This window comes from Devosia ureilytica, from assembly GCF_024273195.1.
GTDB lineage: Bacteria > Pseudomonadota > Alphaproteobacteria > Rhizobiales > Devosiaceae > Devosia > Devosia ureilytica.
Map to the genome: position 1 here is coordinate 107,158 of NZ_JAMZCU010000004.1, position 19,282 is coordinate 126,439.

9 protein-coding genes are annotated in these 19,282 nt (G+C 62.6%); 4 read left to right on the forward strand and 5 right to left on the reverse strand.

The features are described 5' to 3' along the window. Positions 1 to 22: 22 nt before the first annotated feature. Positions 23 to 1,315, forward strand: coding sequence for an NAD(P)/FAD-dependent oxidoreductase (locus tag NIM87_RS11950; protein WP_254674914.1), 1,293 nt, complete (start codon positions 23 to 25; stop codon positions 1,313 to 1,315). Here the strand turns inward: NIM87_RS11950 and NIM87_RS11955 are convergent. Both NIM87_RS11955 and NIM87_RS11960 read right to left on the reverse strand, forming a co-directional pair. Next, complete coding sequence (locus NIM87_RS11955; protein WP_254674915.1) at positions 1,312 to 2,226, reverse strand: DMT family transporter; 915 nt, start codon at positions 2,224 to 2,226, stop codon at positions 1,312 to 1,314. The genes NIM87_RS11950 and NIM87_RS11955 overlap by 4 nt on opposite strands. A gap of 232 nt (positions 2,227 to 2,458) precedes the next feature. Continuing rightward, positions 2,459 to 4,933, reverse strand: a complete 2,475-nt coding sequence (locus tag NIM87_RS11960; protein ID WP_254674916.1) for a beta-mannosidase — start codon at positions 4,931 to 4,933, stop codon at positions 2,459 to 2,461. Between the two features lie 236 nt (positions 4,934 to 5,169). Here NIM87_RS11960 and NIM87_RS11965 point away from each other — a divergent pair, with 236 nt between their 5' ends. Beyond that, a complete protein-coding gene (locus tag NIM87_RS11965) occupies positions 5,170 to 7,140 on the forward strand; it encodes a putative bifunctional diguanylate cyclase/phosphodiesterase (RefSeq protein WP_254674917.1) in 1,971 nt (656 codons plus the stop codon). 410 nt (positions 7,141 to 7,550) lie between these two features. On the opposite strand, the gene NIM87_RS11970 is transcribed toward NIM87_RS11965, so the two are convergent. Continuing rightward, complete coding sequence (locus NIM87_RS11970; RefSeq protein ID WP_254674918.1) at positions 7,551 to 9,404, reverse strand: ABC transporter ATP-binding protein; 1,854 nt, start codon at positions 9,402 to 9,404, stop codon at positions 7,551 to 7,553. A 299-nt stretch (positions 9,405 to 9,703) separates the two neighbouring features. After that, entirely contained in the window at positions 9,704 to 11,554 is a 1,851-nt protein-coding gene (locus NIM87_RS11975; RefSeq protein ID WP_254674919.1) for an ABC transporter ATP-binding protein, read from the reverse strand. Between the two features lie 328 nt (positions 11,555 to 11,882). On the opposite strand from NIM87_RS11975, the gene pepN reads away from it, so the two are divergent. Together pepN and NIM87_RS11985 are read left to right on the forward strand one after the other, a co-directional pair. Further along, the gene (gene pepN, locus NIM87_RS11980) at positions 11,883 to 14,519 is read left to right on the forward strand and encodes an aminopeptidase N (protein ID WP_254674920.1); all 2,637 of its coding nucleotides are present in this window, start codon (positions 11,883 to 11,885) and stop codon (positions 14,517 to 14,519) included. A gap of 237 nt (positions 14,520 to 14,756) precedes the next feature. Next, positions 14,757 to 16,394: a sensor histidine kinase gene (locus NIM87_RS11985; protein WP_254674921.1), complete on the forward strand. Its 1,638-nt coding sequence runs from the start codon at positions 14,757 to 14,759 to the stop codon at positions 16,392 to 16,394. Between the two features lie 4 nt (positions 16,395 to 16,398). Here NIM87_RS11985 and NIM87_RS11990 read toward each other — a convergent pair whose 3' ends face one another. Next, the gene (locus NIM87_RS11990) at positions 16,399 to 19,278 is read right to left on the reverse strand and encodes a bifunctional [glutamine synthetase] adenylyltransferase/[glutamine synthetase]-adenylyl-L-tyrosine phosphorylase (RefSeq protein ID WP_254674922.1); all 2,880 of its coding nucleotides are present in this window, start codon (positions 19,276 to 19,278) and stop codon (positions 16,399 to 16,401) included. Positions 19,279 to 19,282 lie beyond the last annotated feature (4 nt).

Here is a 19,282-nt window from a genome sequence, read left to right on the forward strand (position 1 = left end):
CTCGCGCCAGCAGGGAGATCGCATGGCAGAGCGCAAGGACAGGGTCGTCATCGTGGGTGGCGGATTTGGTGGACTGGCGGCGGCCAAGGCACTCAAGGGCGCCGACATTGACCTCACCCTGATCGACCGGCGCAACCATCACCTGTTCCAGCCGCTACTTTACCAGGTCGCCACCGCCGCGCTCAGCCCTTCGGAAGTGGCTTGGCCGATCCGGCATTTGCTGCGCCAGCAGGACAATGCCCGCGTGTTGATGGCAACGGTCATCGGCGTGGACAAGGCCGCGCGCGAAGTGCTGCTCGAAGACGGCACCAGCCAGCCCTATGACACGTTGGTGCTCGCGACCGGCGCCCAGCATGCCTATTTCGGTCACGATGAATGGGAGGCCTTCGCGCCCGGCCTCAAGACGGTTGAGGACGCGACCGCTATCCGCCGCAAGCTGTTGCTGGCGCTGGAGGCGGCGGAGCGCGAGAGCGATGCCGAGCGTCGCCGGGCCCTCCTGACGTTTGCGATCATCGGTGCTGGTCCGACCGGTGTCGAAATGGCCGGCGCCATTGTCGAACTCGGGCGCGCCAGTATTCGCGGTCAGTTCCACACCATCCGCCCCGAGGATTTGCGCGTGTTGCTGATCGAGGGCGGCGACCGGGTGCTGCCGACATTCCGGGACGCGCTGTCGCGCTATACGCTCAAGTCACTGCTGGGGAGCGGCGTCGAAGTCGAACTGGGGCAGATGGTGAGCGGCATCGACGCCGAGGGCGTCAGCTTTGGCGACAAGCGGATCGAAACGCGGACGGTGATCTGGGCAGCCGGCGTTGCCGCATCACCGGTGGCGAAGTGGCTGGGGATTGAGGGCGACAAGGCGGGGCGCATCAAGGTAGGGCCAGACCTCTCGGTACCAGAGCATGCCGAGATATTTGTAATCGGCGACGTCGCCAGCATTGCGCAGGACAGTGGCAAACCCGTGCCGGGAGTAGCGCCGGCTGCCAAGCAGGCGGGGCAGCATGTGGCAAAAGTTATCCGGCGCCGGCAGTCGGGTAATCGGTCACCCCTACCCTTTCGGTACAAGCATGCCGGGGACCTTGCCACTATTGGCAAGTGTGCCGCGGTGATCGACTTCGGCGCGTTCACCCTCAAGGGTTGGTTTGCGTGGTGGATATGGGGCCTGGCTCATATCTATTTCCTCGTCGAAACGCGTACGCGCATCATCATCGCCATGAGCTGGCTATGGATTTACCTGACCGGGCAGCGCAGTGCCCGGCTAATCACCCACGGCGAGGCCGCCAAGACGGCCCCGCTCGACGAGGTGGACGAAGATTAGCGCTCAGTCGCTACAACGGTTTCCGGCTTGGCCAACTTGCGCTCACGCAGCCAGATATAGAGGCCGGAGCCGATGACGATGGGCGCGCCGACATAGAGCCAGAAATCGGGTGGCTGGTTGAAGATTATCCAGCTGGCAGTCGCGAGGTAGAATATCTGGAAATAGGAGAACGGCGCGATGACCGTGGCCGGGGCGCGGCTGGAGGCAACAGTGATCAACTGGTGCCCAAGAAAGCCGAAAATGCCAATCGCAAAGAAGGCGAACCACCCATCGGGCGAGGACGGCAGGCTCCAGAAAAATGGCACGATCGGCAGCAGCGCCAGCGTGGCGAAGATGCCGACATAGAACTGGCTGGTGGCGGCGCTGTCGTGGGCCGATACCTTGCGGGTGAGCAGCATGTAGAAGGCCGTACTGAGCGCCGCGGCCAGGCACAGCAGGGTCGCAGGATGAAAGGCGTCGGTGCCGGGACGGACGATAACCAGCACGCCGAGGAACCCGACACCAATGGCGCTCCAGCGGCGCCAGCCAACCTGCTCGCCCAAGAGCGGCACGGAAAGCGCGCAGATCAGCAGCGGAACGGTGAAGGCAATCGAGCCGGTGACGGTCAATGGCAGATATTGCACGGCCAGGAAATTGCACAGCGTGGCACCGAGCAGGGCCAGCGCCCTAAAGAGCTGCAGCTTGAGATTGCCGGAGCGGACCATGCCGCGGCCATGGCGCGGCAGGAGGATGGTCGCGACCAAAACCATATGGATCGCGTAGCGCAGGAAGACGATCTGGACGAAGGAAATGCCAACCAGGCCGAGCCACTTGGCCGAAGAGTCGATGCCGGTGAACATCAGATAAGCGGCCAACGCCAGGCCGATACCGAGCAAACGGTGCTCGGCAGGTGGGGAGTACGGGTCAGACATGAAAAGTTCCAGCGCCCGGAGGGAATAAGGCCGCTGGCAAGCCTTAGCCAGTGTCCGCCCCAAGTCAATGACTGGAGGCAAAACTCGTATGGAAGAGCGACGGATTTACAGAATGGCGCTCTTTTCACCCGCCTCCACACCTTGGCCGGAGGAGATGCCGATACCCTCGCCCTCGGCCCCGCCCCACAAGGGGCGGGAGGCCTGCAACAGCATCGACCTGCGGTCAAAAGACCTAAAACGTCTCCGCCAGATGCCGGACCTTGAGCGACGCCGCCAGTTGCTCTGACGTGACGCTAGCCCCATGGCGGGGAATGAAGGTCAGTTCGATCGGCCGGCCGGGCAGCAGGGTGATCGCGTTGTCGGAGAAATAGCCCGGGACATCGACCGTAGCAGTCGCGAAGAAAGCCGGAGAGCTGGCCTCCAGGGTCAGGACGGGTTTGCCATCCCGGTCGGTCCAGGTAGCGCTGATGGTGGAGGCGGCCAGCTCGTAGGCCTTGTAGGGCATTGGGAAATAGTCGTTTGCGCCCAGCACGTTGCCCTGTGCATCCTTCCAGGTGAAGTAAAGGAACTCATCAGCGGCGATATCGGGAATGGCGATGGTGCTGACGGTGATGGCGGCATCGGCGCCCACGGCGCAATTGCCCGAAAAGACGGTGCGGCTCTCGCCGCTTACCTTGACCGCCAGCACTTCGAGCGCAATCGACACCGGCCTGCCCGTGTCGTTGATGGCCCTGAGCGCAATCTGGGTGTTTTCGGCATCGGGCACCGCGACGACGTTGACGAGATTGTAGAAGCGGCGCGCCATGTAGTGCATCAGCTTCCACTGGCCGCCATAATCGAGGCTCGACCAGCTGGCCACCGGCCAGATGTCGTTGATCTGCCAATAGAGCGTGCCCATGCAGCGGGGCTTGGTGGAGCGCCAGTATTCAATGGCCGTCTTGATAGCGAGACCCTGCTGGATCTGGGAAAGGAACACCATCTGCTCGAAGTCGCGCGGGAAGCGGAAATAGCGGTTCATCGTCTCGATGATGCGCGCATTGCCGCCATTGTTGCGCTGGTGGTTTTCCATCACCGGCGAAGAGGGGTTGCGATCCTTGGGTTCGGCGAAAGTCTCGATGACATTCATCGAGGTAAACGACTGGAAGCCGAATTCGGAGGCGAAGCGCGGATTGATGCTGCGGTAGGCATCAAAGCTCTTGGCCGAGTGCCACACGTCCCAATAGTGCAGATCCCCACGCGTGTCCGAATGCCAACCATCGGAGAAATCGAGGTAGCCCAGTGAAGGCGACGATGGCCAGAAGCGGCGCGCCGGGTCTTCGTCTTCAACAATGCGGTGCAGCAGGGAATTGAGCCGGTCGTAGTTGGCAATGTAGCGGCCCGGGTCGGCCTTGGTTTCAGGGTACCAGCCGAGAGAGCCGATGACTTCGTTATCGCCACACCAGAGCGCAATCGAGGCATGGTGGGAAAGGCGCCGGACCTGCTGGGTAATTTCGGTTTCAACCGAGGCGAGGAAGGCGCGGTCCGACGGATAGCTCATGCAGGAGAACATGAAGTCGTGCCAGATGAGAATGCCCAGCTCGTCGCAGAGGTCGTAGAACCAATCGGGCTCATACTGGCCGCCGCCCCAGATGCGAAGCATATTCATGTTGGCGGCCCGGGCACTCTCCAGGAGGTCGCGGATGACCGATGGATTAACGCGTGACGGAATGGCGTCGGCGGGAATCCAGTTGGCGCCCATCATGGTGATGTCGCGGCCGTTGATGCGGCACTTGAAGGAGTGGTCGATCTCGTCCTTCTCGATCACCCAGTCGAGCTGGCGGAGGCCGATCTGGCGGGTGGTGATTTCGCCTTCGAGATTGGTGCTCAGCGTGTAGAGCGGCTGATCCCCCTGCCCCGCCGGCCACCAGATGCGCGGGTTATGGATGGTGATGTTGTGGGTGAAGACGTTTTCGCCCTTTTGCACCACGAGTTTGTCGGTGACGACCTGGCCATCAATGGTGTGCTCGAGTTCAACCTCTCCGTGAGCAAAGGCGAAAAGCCGAGTCTTTACCGAGAGTTCGACGCTATTCTGGCCATGGGCCTGATCGACCTGGACGCTGTCCTGGCGAGCCAGGCGCGCCTTGCGCAGGGCCATGGTGCCATAGACGCCGATGGGCATGAGGCAGATGCCCCAGTCCCAACCCGCATGGCAGGCGGCCTTGCGGATGAAGTTCATGTGGATGCCCTTCAACCCATTGGTCTGGTAATTATAGGTGAAGGGGATTGGGAAGGGATGAGCATCGGCGCGGGCCTTGGCGATGTCGGGCGCGACGGCAAAGTCGATGCGCAGTGTGTTCTCGCCAGCATTGACCTTGCCCGTCACATCGAAGTCGTGGCGCACGAAGCTGTTGTCCGTGCGGGCGATCTCTTCGCCATTGAGAATGATGGTGGCGATGCAGTCGACCTCGGAAAGGGTCAGCGTCAGAAAACCATCAATGTCGGTGGCGGAAGCGGTGAACCGGCGTTCGACGGACCAGGCCGTCTCGTTGACCCACATCACCACCTTTTCGTTTTCACCGAAATAGGGATCGGGGATCAGGCCGGCGGCCAGGAGCGCATGATGCACGTCGCCGGGCAGCGCCATCGTCGTTGCGATCTCGCGCCCTGGCGCGGACAGGTTGAATTCGCCACTCAGGGCGAGGGCCGAATTGTGGGCAACGATGGCCATGAATTATTCCTCCGGGATCGACGTCAGCCGATATGCGCTGGCCAATACCAGCCTCTGCAATCGATTTCAATGCAACGTTACAATGTCGTTCAATGTGAAATGGCGACGGCGGACCAGATCGTTCATCGGGTGCCGTGGCGTCAGTCGTCCGTCGGCAGAACGCGCGGAATCCGTAAACGTTTTTTCCGATAAATTAGTATTTCCGCGGATAGGTTGGCCTGATGAGGGGCCGTTTCATGTCCGCATTCCGGCGCATCACCAGTATCATTTCGGCGCCGGCCGACACGCCAGATCTTGCCCTTGCACAATGGAGCGCCCTCAGACGGCAGGTTCCGTTGTTGTACGCCATGCTGGTGACGAACACGCTGATCGTCGCTTGGACGCATTTTCGCGTCGCCCCGATTGAACTGACTGTCTATATCCCGGCCGCGCTGGTCCTGCTCAGCGCCGTGCGCACGGCGATGTGGTGGTTCACACGAAGCTACGCGATTGGAGCCGCCGAAGCGCGGAGCAACCTCAATGCGATGATCTGGGTCGGCTCGGCCATGGCGCTCGGCTTTACGGCCTGGAGCTTCAGCATTTTTCCCTATGGCGACGCCTATCTGAAATCGCAGATCGCGTTCTACATGGGGATCACCGCCATCGGCTGCATGTTCTGCCTGATGCATGTCAGGGCAGCGGCGCTAGCAGTCGGCATTTGCGTGCTGGGTCCCTTCACCGCCTTCTTCATGGCATCCGGCCAGGAAACGCTGATGGCCATCGCGGTGAACCTGGCGCTTGTGATTGCCGTGCTGCTGATCATTCTGCTCGGCAATAATCGGGATTTTGCCGATCTGGTGGCCTCGCGCAGCGCGATGGCGCAGCGCCAGATCGACACGCAACGGCTGCTCGACGAAAATCATCGGCTGGCCAATATAGACAGCCTGACGGGCATTCCCAATCGTCGCAGCTTCGAGCGCAAGCTGAGAGAGTTCCTGGCCAGCGCCGCCGAACAAGGCCGGTCGGTCACCGTGGCCCGCATCGACATCGACAATTTCAAATCGGTCAACGAAATCTATGGCCAGATTACTGGCGACCTGGTGCTTGTCGAGGTCGCACAACGGCTGAGCCAGGCCCTGTGCGAAGGGACGGTGCTGGCGCGGCTCGACGGCGACAATTTTGCCCTGGTCACCGAGGAACAGGGCGATGAGGCCGCGCATTTGCGCTACGGGCAGGCTATTGCCGAAGCCTTCAAGCCATCGTTCAACATGCCCCTCGGCGTCGTGCGCATCAGTGCGTCCGTCGGGATGGCGGCATCCGGCCCAGACGAAACAGCGGAAACCCTGTTCGACCATGCCGATTATGCGACGTGGGTGGCCAAGCGCGACAAGCGTGGCGGATGCGTGTTGTTCAACGACCGGCACCTGCAGGATCTGCGGCAGACCCGGCATATGGAACATCTGCTGGACACGGCCAACCTGGACGATGAGATCTACATTCTGGTGCAGCCTCAGTTTGATGTTTCGGTGGGTGAAACGACGGGCTTTGAGGTGCTGGCGCGCTGGCGCAGCCCCATATTGGGCGAAGTTTCGCCGGTGGATTTCATTCCGCTGGCCGAGCGCACCGGCCAGATCAACCGGGTGACCCAGGTGGTCCTGCGCAAGGCGCTGGTGGCGTGTGCCGGCCTCCCCCGTGGCATCCGGCTTTCGGTCAACCTTTCGGCCAATGACATTGGCTCGCCTACGGCGATGGAACAGATCGTTGCCTTGTTCGGGGCGCATAAATCAGCATGCCGCATCGATTTCGAGATCACCGAGACGGCGGTGATGCGCGACCTCCGGCAAGCCAACCAGTCGCTGCTGACGCTGCTGGGCCTAGGCGCCCGCATCGCGCTCGACGATTTCGGCACTGGCCATTCCAGCCTGACGCATGTGCAGAAACTGCCGCTGCACCGGATCAAGATCGACCGCAGCTTCGTGGCCGAGGTGACCAATGATCCGGCGAGCCGCGCCATCGTCAAGACCATGGTAGATCTTTGCCGAAACCTGGGCATTTCCTGCGTCTTTGAAGGGATCGAGACGGAGCAGCAGCTGCGGGCACTGGTGTCGCTGGGCGGCACCGTCATGCAGGGCTATCTGTTCGGACGCCCGATGAAGCCGGATCAGCTCGATGAGTATTTCAAGCGCGAGCGGGCGCTGCGGCACATCGAAGGTCGCGAAGCAGGATAGCCAAGGGGCGGAAACAGGTTCCGCCCCAGTATTTCGTGCGCCGCCATTCGGGCGTAGCCCACATGGCCTTATCGGCTTCAATCGCGCCACCGGCGCGATTGGCCTTTCAGGACGCCCCGCCATTCGGGCGTAGCCCTCATGGCCTTGTCGGCTTCATGCGCGCCACTGGCGCGATTGGCCGTTCAGGACGCCCCGCCTTTCGGGCGTAGCCCTCAGCGCCTTATCGGATTCAATCGCGCCACAGGCGCGATTGGCCTTTCAGTACGCCCCGCCATTCGGGCGTAGCCCTCAAGGCCTTGTCGGCTTCAAGCGCCCCACTGGCGCGATTGGCCCTTCCGGACGCCCCGCCATTCGGGCGGAGCCCTCATGGCCTTGTCGGCTTCAATCGCGCCACTGGCGCGATTGGCCCTTCAGGACGCCTCCAAGTCCAAGAAGCCACCAGACTGACGCTCCCAGAGCATGGCATAGTGCCCGCCCGAGGCCAGCAGCTGGGCGTGGGTGCCCTCTTCGACGATCCGGCCCTGTTCGAGAACCACCAGCCGGTCCATGGCGGCAATGGTCGAGAGGCGATGGGCGATAGCCACCACCGTCTTGCCGCGCATGAGCTGGGTCAGCTGTTCCTGAATGGCCGCCTCGACTTCGGAATCAAGCGCTGAGGTCGCCTCGTCGAGCACCAGGATCGGGGCGTTCTTGAGCAGCACCCGGGCGATGGCGACGCGCTGGCGCTGTCCACCCGAGAGCTTGACCCCACGTTCACCCACATGGGCATCATAACCGGCACGGCCCTGCGGATCGGACAGACCCATGATGACGTCGTGGACATTGGCCTGTTCGGCAGCGCGGATCATCTCCTCGTCGGTAGCGTCGTGGCGACCGTATTTGAGGTTCTCCCGCACCGAGCGGTGCAAGAGCGATGTGTCCTGGCTGACAAGGCCAATGGCGGCGCGGAGGCTTTCCTGGGTGACCGACCGCACATCCTGCCCATCAATGCGGATGGCGCCGTCCTGCACATCGAACATGCGCAGGGCCAGGTTCACCAGCGTAGACTTGCCCGAGCCCGAACGTCCGACAAGGCCGATCTTCTCGCCCGGCGCGACATTGAGACTGAACCCGTCGATGACCGAGCCCTGCTTGCCGCGCCAGTAGTTGAAGCTGACATTGTCGTAGACCAGTTCGCCCGACGCCACCGCAAGCGGCGGTGCCTCGGGCGCGTCCAGCATGGTCAGGGGCTGGGCGATGGTATCCATCGAATCCCGCGTCGTGCCGACCTGACGAAAAATGTTGGAGCCGATTTCGAGAATCCAGCCGCTCATGTTCATGATCTGTAGGGCAAAGGGGATGGCGGTCGCCACCGCGGCCGCGCTCAGCGTGCCATTGTTCCAGCCCGTCAGCGCCAGCCAAGTGACCGAGACCACCAAGCCGGCGTTGAGCAGGAACAGCACGGACCACATGTAGGTGAAGACCCGCATCAGCCTGCGGAACTCGACCGCGTGATCCATCACGCTATCGGCCACATAGCGGTCCTCGTGCCCGCCGGTGGCGAAGGTCTTGAGGGTCTGGATATTGGTGTAGCTATCCACGATCCGGCCGGTCATCACCGACTTGGCCTCCGAGAGCGTCTCGGAATAGCGGGCAATGAGCGGCATGGCGATGGTGAAGAGCACGGCGTAGAGCAACAGCCAGACGCCGATCGGCACCAGCAGCACCGGATCGAGACCGGCCAGCACCACGATGGCGACGACGACGAAAACCAGCGCATACCAGGCTGCGTCGATGGTGAGGTTCACACCGATCTCGATGGCTTCGCCGGCCTGGATGATCTTGTTGGCGATACGCCCGGCAAAGTCATTCTGGAAGAAGGTCCAGCTCTGCCGGATCACATGCCAATGGCTCTGCCAGCGGATGAGATCGACCAGGTTTGGAACGATGCCGTGGTTGCGGATCAGCGTGTCCATAAGGAAGGTCAGCGGCCGGACAAGGACGATGACAAACACCATCCAGAGCAGGGTCTGGCTGTGCAGGTCAAAGATTTCGCCGGGATTGGTGGTGGCCAGCATGCCCACGACGAGACCGACAAACACCGGCATCAGCGCATCAGCGACAGAGCCGATGGATACGAGAATGATGCGCAGGATGAAAGCGGCGCGGAACTGGCCGATGAAATAGCCAACAAAGGCGGAAAGGCCCATGGGTGGCTGGCGGTTTTCGGCCAGTGCTACGGGCGAATAGAGATTGTCGAAATAGGCGACGACGCGGTTGAACATTGTTCTGCTCTTTTATTGAGCCGCGCCTGAGCGAGATATCCGGGCTCGGTCAGGTTCGGTATCGGTCCGATTGGGTGTGTCTGGCAGCCGTTGCGGCAGCGGGATGCGGGATCAGTCGGATCGTATTGGTGTCACCCATCTGGGTTCTCCTTGGGTTGTAGGTTTGTCTTCACCTCTCCCTTTGGGGGAGAGGTCGGATCGCTCTTGCGAGCCGGGTGAGGGGGCCTTCGGCAAGGCTACAAGGCCCCCTCACCCGACGCTACGCGTCGACCTCTCCCCCAAAGGGAGAGGTGAACAAGTTACTGCGCCGCTTCCTCTGCCTCGTCGAGATCGAGGAAGCCGCCGCTCTGGCGCGCCCAGAGATGGCTGTAGATGCCACCGCTGTTGACGAGTTCGGCATGGGTGCCCTGCTCGACGATCTGGCCCTTATCGAGGACCACCAGGCGATCCATCATGGCGATGGTCGAAAGGCGGTGGGCGATGGCGATCACCGTCTTGCCCTGCATCAGACGCTGCAGCTGGCTCTGGATGGCCGCCTCCACCTCGGAATCGAGGGCGGAGGTGGCTTCGTCCAGCACCAGGATCGGGGCGTTCTTGAGCAGCACCCGGGCAATGGCAATACGCTGGCGCTGCCCCCCGGACAGCTTCACGCCCCGCTCGCCGACATGGGCATCGTAGCCCTTGCGGTTCTTGGGGTCAGTGAGGCCGGGAATGAAATCGGTGGCCTCGGCCTGTTCGGCGGCGGCGATCATCATCTCCTCAGTGGCATCGGGGCGGCCATAGAGAATATTCTCGCGTACCGAGCGATGCAGCAGCGACGTATCCTGGGTGACGACGCCGATATTGGCGCGCAGGCTGTCCTGCGTGACCTCGGCGATGTCCTGCCCGTCGATCAGGATGCGGCCGTCCTGCCGGTCGTAGAAGCGCAGCAGCAGGTTGACGATGGTCGACTTGCCGGCGCCTGAACGCCCGACCAGGCCGATCTTTTCGCCGGGCTGGATATGCAGGTTCAGCCCTTCGATGACGCCCTTGGACTTGCCATAGTGGAACGAGATGTTCTCGAACTTGATGTCGCCATTGACCGTGCCGATCGGCTTGGCCTCGGGCTTGTCGGCCACGACGCGCGGCAGCGAAATGGACGAGATGCCGTCGCGCACGACGCCGATATTCTCGAACAGCGCCGACATTTCCCACATGACCCACTGGCTCATGCCCTGGAAGCGCAGCACCAATGCTGCGGCCACGGCAATGGCACCGGGGGTCATGTTGCCGCCCAGCCACTGCCAGATGCCGACGGCGAAGACCGCGAACAGCAAGGTGCAGTTCATCAGCGTGATCGAGACCTGAAGCAGCGTCACCATGCGCATCTGACGGTGCACTGTGCCCAGGAACCCATCCATGGCCTCGCGGGCATAGCCCTCTTCGCGCTTGGAATGGGAGAACAGCTTGACCGTGGCGATATTGGTATAGCTATCGACAATGCGGCCGGTCATGAGCGAGCGCGCATCGGCCTGCGCCTCGGAAATCTTGCCCAGGCGCGGGATGAAATGGCGCAGCAGGCCGAGGTAAAGCACCAGCCAGACAATGAAGGGCACAGCCAGCCAGGGATCGCTGAGGAAGGCCAGCACCACAGCGCCGGTAAAATAGACGATCACATAGACAGTGACGTCGAGCACCTTCATCACCACTTCGCGCACGGCCAGCGCCGTTTGCATCAACTTGGCACCGATGCGGCCGGCGAACTCGTCCTGGAAGTAGCTCATCGACTGGCGGATGAGATAGCGATGCGCCATCCATCTGATGCGCTGGGGGAAATTGCCCAACAAGCCCTGATGGATGATCATGGAATCGGTGACCTGCAGCAGCGGGATCACCACCATCAGCAGCACGCCCATGCCGGCGAGCTTCCAGCCTTCTTCGGCAAGGAAAGTCTCAGGATTGGCGGAGCCCAGCCAGTCGACGATGGAGCCCATGAAGCCAAAGAGCATGATTTCGAGCGCGGCAATGGCCGCGCCCAGAATGGTCATGGCCGCGAGCCAGCGCTTGGCGCCATCGCTATAGTGCAGGCAGAAGGCAAGCAGGCCCTTGGGCGGCTCGACGGGTTCGGACTGAGGATAGGGATCAACCCGTTTTTCAAACCATTGCAACATTTTGTACGACCATCTCATTGTCATTCACGGCTTCAGGACGATGGCCAATATCCTTGCGTCCTCAAGCGGGACTGAGGACCAGGCATTGATGGCCGACGGCGGGTACCCGTGCGGAAAATTCGGAACCGGCGCTCGTGCATCCCAAACGGATCAGAGGAACGTCGTGCAGGCGGCTGCTTAGCGCCTCCTCCTCAATGGGGTCTCAATTGACGCCATAAGAGTCATGCTATGCAGTCGAGAGCCGCATAGGATACACGAGAACGCAGAGTCGGCTGTCACCGGACGGCCACACCTTATAGCCAGAACACCATGACAATTGGACCGCTGCATGCGCACCGAGAGTGAACAAACCATCTACCTCAAGGACTATGCCCCGACCCCCTACCGGATCGTGTCAGTAGAGCTTGATTTCAAAATTCTCGAGGACAGCACCCGCGTGCGGACGCAGCTGACCATCGAACCGCGCGAGCAGACCGCGCCGGGCACGCCGCTGGTGCTCGACGGCGATGAACTCAAGCTCGATTCCATTGCCGTGGATGGCGCGCCGCTGGTGCTCTCAGCCTATGTCAGCGATGCCAACAGCCTGACCCTGATGGAGCCGCCGCATCGCCGCTTCGTGCTCGAGACCGAGGTCACGCTCAATCCGGCGGCCAACACCAAGCTGATGGGGCTCTACCGCTCGAGCGGCACATGGTGCACGCAGTGCGAGCCGGAAGGCTTCCGCCGCATCACCTATTATCTCGACCGCCCCGACGTTTTGGCGCCGTTCAAGGTGCGCATGAGCGCGCCGCGCGCCGTGGCGCCGGTGCTGCTGGCAAACGGCAATCTGGTGGAAAGCGGCGACGCGGGCGAGGGCATGCACTTTGCCGTCTGGGAAGACCCGTTCCTCAAACCGGCCTACCTCTTCGCACTGGTGGCGGGGGATCTGGGCTCGATCACCGACAGCTTTACGACGATGAGCGGTCGCAAGGTGGACCTCGGCATCTACTGCACCCATGGCAAGGAAGACGAATGCCTCTACGCCATGGACAGCCTCAAGCGCTCCATGGCCTGGGACGAACGCCGCTTCGGGCGCGAATATGACCTCGACGTGTTCAACATCGTTGCCGTCTCCGATTTCAATTTCGGGGCGATGGAGAACAAGGGGCTCAATATTTTCAATGACCGGCTGGTGTTCGCCAAGCCCGAGACCGCGACCGACGCCAACTACCATGGCATCGAACGGGTCATTGCGCATGAGTATTTCCACAATTGGACCGGCAACCGCATTACCTGCCGCGACTGGTTCCAGCTGTGTCTCAAGGAAGGCCTGACGGTCTTCCGGGACCAGGAATTCACCTCGGACGAGCGCAGCCGCCCGGTGCAGCGCATCCACGACGTGCAAAACCTCAGGACCAGCCAGTTCCCCGAGGATGGCGGTCCGCTGGCGCACCCGCCGCGGCCGGACCAGTACCGCGAGATCAACAACTTCTACACCACCACGGTTTACGAAAAGGGCGCGGAGATCGTGCGCATGCTGGCAACGCTTCTGGGCGAAGCCGGCTTCCGCAAGGCGACCGATCTTTATTTCGAGCGCCATGACGGGGATGCGACCACTATCGAAGCCTTCATCAAGGTGTTCGAGGATTCCAGCGGCCGTGACCTCAGCCAGTTTTCCACCTGGTACCTGCAGGCCGGCACGCCGCAGGTCAACGTCTCCGACAATTATGATGCTGCCAGCCAAACCTATACGCTGACCCTGAGCCAGAAGGTGGAGCCGACCCCTGGCGAGGCCACCAAGAAGCCGCTGGTGATCCCGGTGCGGTTCGGGCTGATCGGCCCCAATGGCAGCCCGATGGGCTGGAGCAAGGTTTCCGGCGGCACGGTTGAGGACGATCTGATCCTGCTCGACACCGAGAGCGTCACTTTGACCTTTGCCGGCGTCGCCAACAAGCCGGTGCCCTCGCTGTTCCGCGGTTTCTCGGCACCGGTCAAAGTGACCAGCAACCTTGGCCAGGAAGACTTGCTGTTCCTTGCCCGGCACGACAGCGACCCATTCAATCGCTGGGACGCCTTGCAGACGGCAGCGACGACGCTGATCGCCAATGCGGCGCTCGGAACGGCATGGAGCGCGGGCGAGGTGGATGCGCTGCGCCAAGCTCTGGTCGACACGCTGGAAAACCCTGACCTCGACCCCGCCTACAAGGCGCAGGCCATCGACATTCCGGCCGATACCGTGGTCGGGCGGCATATCGGCAAGGATGTGAACCCCGATGCGGTTGCCGCCGCCCGCAAGGACCTGGTCACGGCCCTCGTCGGCCCGGTGGCGGAAAAGCTGGAGGCGATTTATCACGGCCTTGCGGTCTCGGGACCCTATAGCCCGGACGCCGCACAGGCGGGCAGCCGCTCGCTGCGCAATGGCCTGCTCGGCCTGCTGACGACGGGATCGGACAGGGGCGCCGAACTTGCCGACCGTCAGTACAATGACGCCACCAACATGACCGAGCGCTACGCGGCCATGGCAATATCGGCGCGCAACTGGACCCCTGGCGCGCCTGCCCTGCTTGGCGATTTCCGCACTCGCTTTGCCGGCGATCCATTGGTGTTCGACAAGTGGCTCACAGCTTCCGCTCAGGCCACCGACGACGGGGTTATCGAGCGGATGCGCGCTACCCTTGCAGCACCCGACTTCCCGCGCACCAATCCGAACAGGTTGCGCTCGCTCCTGGGCAGTTTCGCGATGACCAACCCGGTGCAGTTCACTCGCGCCGATGGATTGGGCTTCCGGTTCATCACCGAGGCCATTGTGGACATCGACAAGGTCAACCCGCAGGTAGCTTCGCGCATCCTGACCGGGTTCCGCATTCTGCCCACTCTGGAGCAGTCACGCCGCACCGCCGGCATCGAGGCCCTGCAGGCGCTCAAGGACCAGCACAAACTCAGCCGCAATGTCGGGGAAATCCTCGACCGTATCCTGGCTGGATAGAGGCATTTTGGGGGGTGGCGACTGCCGCTCCCCGGTCCTTCTTTGACTGCCTGAACGAAGCCCGAATTTTTGGAAGAATTTTTCTTTTCCGCTAAGTGATTCAGCGGACTCTGCTTTTTCCATTTCGACCAAAAACGGCCCGCAAGGCGCTCTGGACAACGCAGGGCGACCTGATTCATACCTTGTTAAGGGCAAGTTTGGTTTGGGGCTAAATCCCTTTCAAGGATGGAGAATTTCATGCGGTCGTCGGGGGCATCCGGCGCCGGCGCACTTGGATTCCGCGTCGGCACAGGATTTGAAAACAAGCATCGCCGCCCGACGAGGAGCACCGCATCCTTCAAACGGTTCACCCGCACAACAGCGGCCGTCGCCGCCACCGCTTTTCTCGCCGCCAGCCTGTTTGTCATCTACGACGCCACCCGCACATTCTCCGGTGTCCGCCGCGACCTCTTGGTCATCGGGGAGATGCTGGCGGCCGACCTGGCGCTGCGCTCGCCCGAGGGTGCACGGAAAGTCATCGAGGCCTCGGAAGGCTTGTTTGGCGGGGTGATGCAGGCGAGCCTTGCCGCCCCAGCCAGCGAACCGATGGCCCCCCTGTCGCTGGAGCTGACGGCAGAACCCCATGGCACGCTTACGCTTTCAGCCACGCCGACCAGCGCCCTTGCCGGCATTGCCGGGCGCGGCGCCGCAGCATTTGCGCTGGCTGGCCTGTTTACCCTGGCGGCAACCCGACGCCGCCGAACCGGCATGCCCGATACGGCGCAACGCGACAGTTACCACCAATTGGCCGCAGCGATCCCGATGGGCCTGGCATGCTGGACCGGTACCGGTCAGTTGATTGTCTGCAATGATCAATACCGCCAACGCCTGGACCTCGACGACACCAAGCTCACCTACCATCAGGCCGTGAGCCGATTGATCGCCGGTGGCTACATGAAGCTGGTGCGCGAAGATAGCAGCCTGCGCCTGCTCGAACTGCACTGCGAAGACGGCACCTGCCTCCAGATCGACGAACGGCCCCTGGGCGATGGGGCGTTCATGACGCTGGTGTCCGACATTACCGAGACCAAGCGCACCGACGCCTTGCTGCATGCCATTCGCGACGAGCAACGCCTTCTGGCGCGGCGCTATCATGAGGAAAAGCTCAAGGCCGAGGCGGCCAGCCGCGCCAAGACCAATTTCCTCGCGCATCTCAGCCACGACGTGCGCACGCCGCTCAACCACATCATCGGCTTTGCCGACCTGATGCAGCATCAGACCTATGGCCCGCTGGGTGACCAGCGGTACGCCGATTATGTAAAGACCATCAAGGCCTCGGGAGAGCATCTGCTGGCTTCTTTCGCCGCCATTCTCGACCTGGCCGAACTGGACAATGGCAGCAAGCCGCTGCGGCAGGATCCGGTGCTGCTTGACGAAGTTCTGGGCGCCGTGGTGCAGCGCTTCCAGGGACAGGCACAGCGCGCCGGGATCACGCTTGATATTCGCCCCGGCACCGGCGCCGTGCTGCGCGGCGACCGCCTGGGGTTCATTCGCATGGTCGGCAATATCATGGACAATGCCATGCGCTTCACCAGCGCAGGCGGCAAGGTCACGCTGGCCAGCTTCGCCGCCGACGATGGCGTGGTGATCGAAGTCAGCGACACCGGCATCGGCATGAACGAGGAGCGCCTCGCCAGCCTCAGCCAGCCCTTTGCACTGGGCGATGCCAGCTTTGCGCGCGAGGGCGGCGGGCCGGGCCTCGGCATTTCGATTGCCCGCGCCATTGCCGAATTGAGCGGCGGTCGCATCGCCATCGATTCAAGTCCGACGCTCGGGACAACCGTAGCAATTTCGCTTCCCATCGATCCTGCCGCTGCCGGCCTGATCGCGGCCTGATCGGTCAGAGCGCAGCAGCCTTATCGTACCATTCGGCCACCGCGGCCTGCACCTCCTGCTGCATCTGCGCGACATCGAGCTCGAGCCGCCCGAAATCGGGATAATTGGACAGGTGCGCCAGCAGTTCCTTGAAGGCGGGCGTCCAGGCCTCTTCCTTGAAGGGGCTGACCAGGGCCGAGCTCATCACCTGCAATGCGGTGGAATAGACCCCATGGATTTCGGCCAGGCGCTGACCGGTGGGCACCAGCCCGATTTCCCCCAATCGCGCCAATACCCGCGCCGTAGTGGCCTGTGGCAGGTCGACTTGTGCGCCCGCGACCAATTGTGCTGACTGGGCAATGAATTCGAGGTCGACCAGGCCGCCGGGTGCCAGCTTCAGATCAAACGCGTGGCGCGGCTTGCGCTCCTTGGCCATGAGCGCCCGCATGGAAATAACGTCCTCTATGGTCTTGCGGATATCGCGCGGGCGGGACATGACCTCGGCTATTTCCGCGTCCACCTTGCGACCAAGCTCGCCAGTCGCCGCGATCACACGGGCACGGCTCAGCGCCAGGTGTTCCCAGGTCCAGGCATTGTCCTTGTGATAGGCGCGGAAGCCCGCGAGGCTGGTGGCCAGCGGCCCCGAATTGCCCGAGGGACGCAGGCGCATGTCTGCCTCGTAAAGCACGCCCTCCGCGGTCGGAGCGGATACGGCGGCGACAAGGCGCTGGGTCAGGCGGGCAAAATAGTGCGGGGTGGAAAGCTGGCGCTCCCCATCGGATTCGGTGTCGGGCGCATCGTAGAGCAGGATGAAATCGAGATCAGAGGTGAAGGTCATCTCACCACTGGCCATCTTGCCGAAGGCCAGCACGGCGATCTCGGCGCCGGGTATGCGGCCATGGCGAACGGCGAACTCGTCCTGCACGCGATCAAACAGCCGGTGCAACAGGGTTTCGGCCAGGGCGGTGAATTGCTCCCCTGCCCCATGGGCAGTCACGGTGCCCGACAGAAGGCCTGCCGCAACAAGGAATTTCTGTTCCTGGCCGATGATGCGGGCACGATCAATCAGGTCCTCGTAGGAGCGGGCCTCAGCAAGGAAAGCGTCCACCTTGGCGACGAGCACATGCCGGTGGGTGACATCATTGGCAAAGGCCGGGTCGATCAACCCGTCCATGACATGGGCGCGGTGGATCACCGCTTCGGCCATGCGCGGCGCCGAGGCCATGAACTGCACCAGGAGCGTGCGCAGCTGCGCGTGATTGCGAAGCAGCGCAAAAAGCTGCACGCCGCCGGGCAGTCGCGACAGGAAATCGTCGAAATGGGCCAGCGCCATGTCGGCATTGCCGGCGCGCCCCAAGGTCAGCAGAAGCGCCGGCAGCAACTCGGTCAGATGCGCGCGAGCCGCAGAGGTGCGGGTGGCGGCATAGCTGCCATAATGCCATTTGCGCACTGTCTCGATGGCCTTGTGCGCTTCGGCAAAGCCCATGGCCGTGAGGGTTTCGAGAGTGCCCGGATCGTCGTCGCTGCCGGTAAAGACCAGATTGCCGTGGTCGGACCCCAGCGTCTCGCCCTGGGTGAAGAGTTCGGCATAATAGCGCGCCACCCGCTCCAATGCGGCCCGGTAGCGCTTTTCGAAGACCCCCAAATCGGCCTCGCCCATCAACCGGCCAATCACCGCCACGTCATCGGCGCTGTCTGGCATGATATGGGTCTGTTCGTCGCGCAGCATCTGCAGGCGATTTTCAACGGCGCGCAGGAACCAGTAGGTTTCGGTCAGCTCTTCGGCGGTCGTCGGACTGATCCAATTGGCCGCGGCCAGCGCGGCCAGCGCCTCTGCCGTAGGGCGCACCCGCAGCGCCTTGTCCCGCCCGCCGGCGATCAATTGCTGGGTCTGGGCGAAGAACTCGATCTCGCGGATGCCGCCGCGCCCGAGCTTGACATTATGCCCCTCGACCCGGATGTCGCCAACCTTCTTGGAGACGTTGATCTGACGCTTCATCGCCTGGATATCAGCGATGGTGGCGAAGTCGAGATGCTTGCGCCAGACATAGGGCGCCAGCTCCTTGAGGAAGGCTTCGCCCACCGCCTTGTCACCGGCGCAGGGCCGCGACTTGATCCAGGCGGCGCGCTCCCAGTTCTGGCCGCGCACCTCATAATAGGCCAGCGCCGCATCGACCGAAATGGCCACGGGGGTTGAGCCGGGGTCGGGACGCAGGCGCAGATCAGTGCGGAACACATACCCGCCGACCAGCCGGTCCTCCATCAGGCCGACCAGCTTCTGCACCATGCGCGAATAGATTTTCGTCGCCTCGGAGGGATCGGCCAGAACCGGCTTCTGCGGATCAAAAAAGGCGACGATGTCGATGTCGGACGAATAGTTGAGCTCGCGCCCGCCATGCTTGCCGAGGGCAAAGATGGCAAGACCGCAGTTGGCGGCCGTGGCAGCTTCCGCGGGGATCGCGAGCTGACCTTTTTCAAAGGCCTGACGCATCAACAGGTCGAGAGCGGCTTCGAGCGCCGCGTCAGCCAGATCCGAGAGGGATTCAGTGGCCCGGGCGGTGGACCAGGCGCCGCCGGTCTCGGCAACGGCAGCCAATAGAGCAGTGCGGCCCTTGGCAGCACGCAGCAGGGCACCGACACCGGCCTCGTCGTCACGGCGCCCAGACTTGGCCACGTCCGCCAGCAGAGCGGCGACGGCGACGTCAGGCCCGGCGTTCAGCGCCTCGGCCAGCCAGCCGGAATGCTCGCGAGTCAGCTCGAGCAGATAGGGAGCCGCCTCCAGAAGCGGCCCCAAAAGTGGGGCGGCGATCCGCAGCGACGCGACATCAGCCTCCGGCAGCTCGGCCAGAAGTGCATCGAAATTGGGGTGGTCGACGGGCGGCAGCGGCGAAAGGATTGTGCTCATTTTT

What these genes read in the sequence shown, in the direction of transcription:
- NIM87_RS11950 (WP_254674914.1), top strand. Translation starts at nt 23, where the DNA reads ATGGCAGAGCGCAAGGACAGGGTCGTCATCGTGGGTGGCGGATTTGGT.
- NIM87_RS11955 (WP_254674915.1), bottom strand. Translation starts at nt 2,226, where the DNA reads ATGTCTGACCCGTACTCCCCACCTGCCGAGCACCGTTTGCTCGGTATC.
- NIM87_RS11960 (WP_254674916.1), bottom strand. Translation starts at nt 4,933, where the DNA reads ATGGCCATCGTTGCCCACAATTCGGCCCTCGCCCTGAGTGGCGAATTC.
- NIM87_RS11965 (WP_254674917.1), top strand. Translation starts at nt 5,170, where the DNA reads ATGTCCGCATTCCGGCGCATCACCAGTATCATTTCGGCGCCGGCCGAC.
- NIM87_RS11970 (WP_254674918.1), bottom strand. Translation starts at nt 9,404, where the DNA reads ATGTTCAACCGCGTCGTCGCCTATTTCGACAATCTCTATTCGCCCGTA.
- NIM87_RS11975 (WP_254674919.1), bottom strand. Translation starts at nt 11,554, where the DNA reads ATGTTGCAATGGTTTGAAAAACGGGTTGATCCCTATCCTCAGTCCGAA.
- pepN (WP_254674920.1), top strand. Translation starts at nt 11,883, where the DNA reads ATGCGCACCGAGAGTGAACAAACCATCTACCTCAAGGACTATGCCCCG.
- NIM87_RS11985 (WP_254674921.1), top strand. Translation starts at nt 14,757, where the DNA reads ATGCGGTCGTCGGGGGCATCCGGCGCCGGCGCACTTGGATTCCGCGTC.
- NIM87_RS11990 (WP_254674922.1), bottom strand. Translation starts at nt 19,278, where the DNA reads ATGAGCACAATCCTTTCGCCGCTGCCGCCCGTCGACCACCCCAATTTC.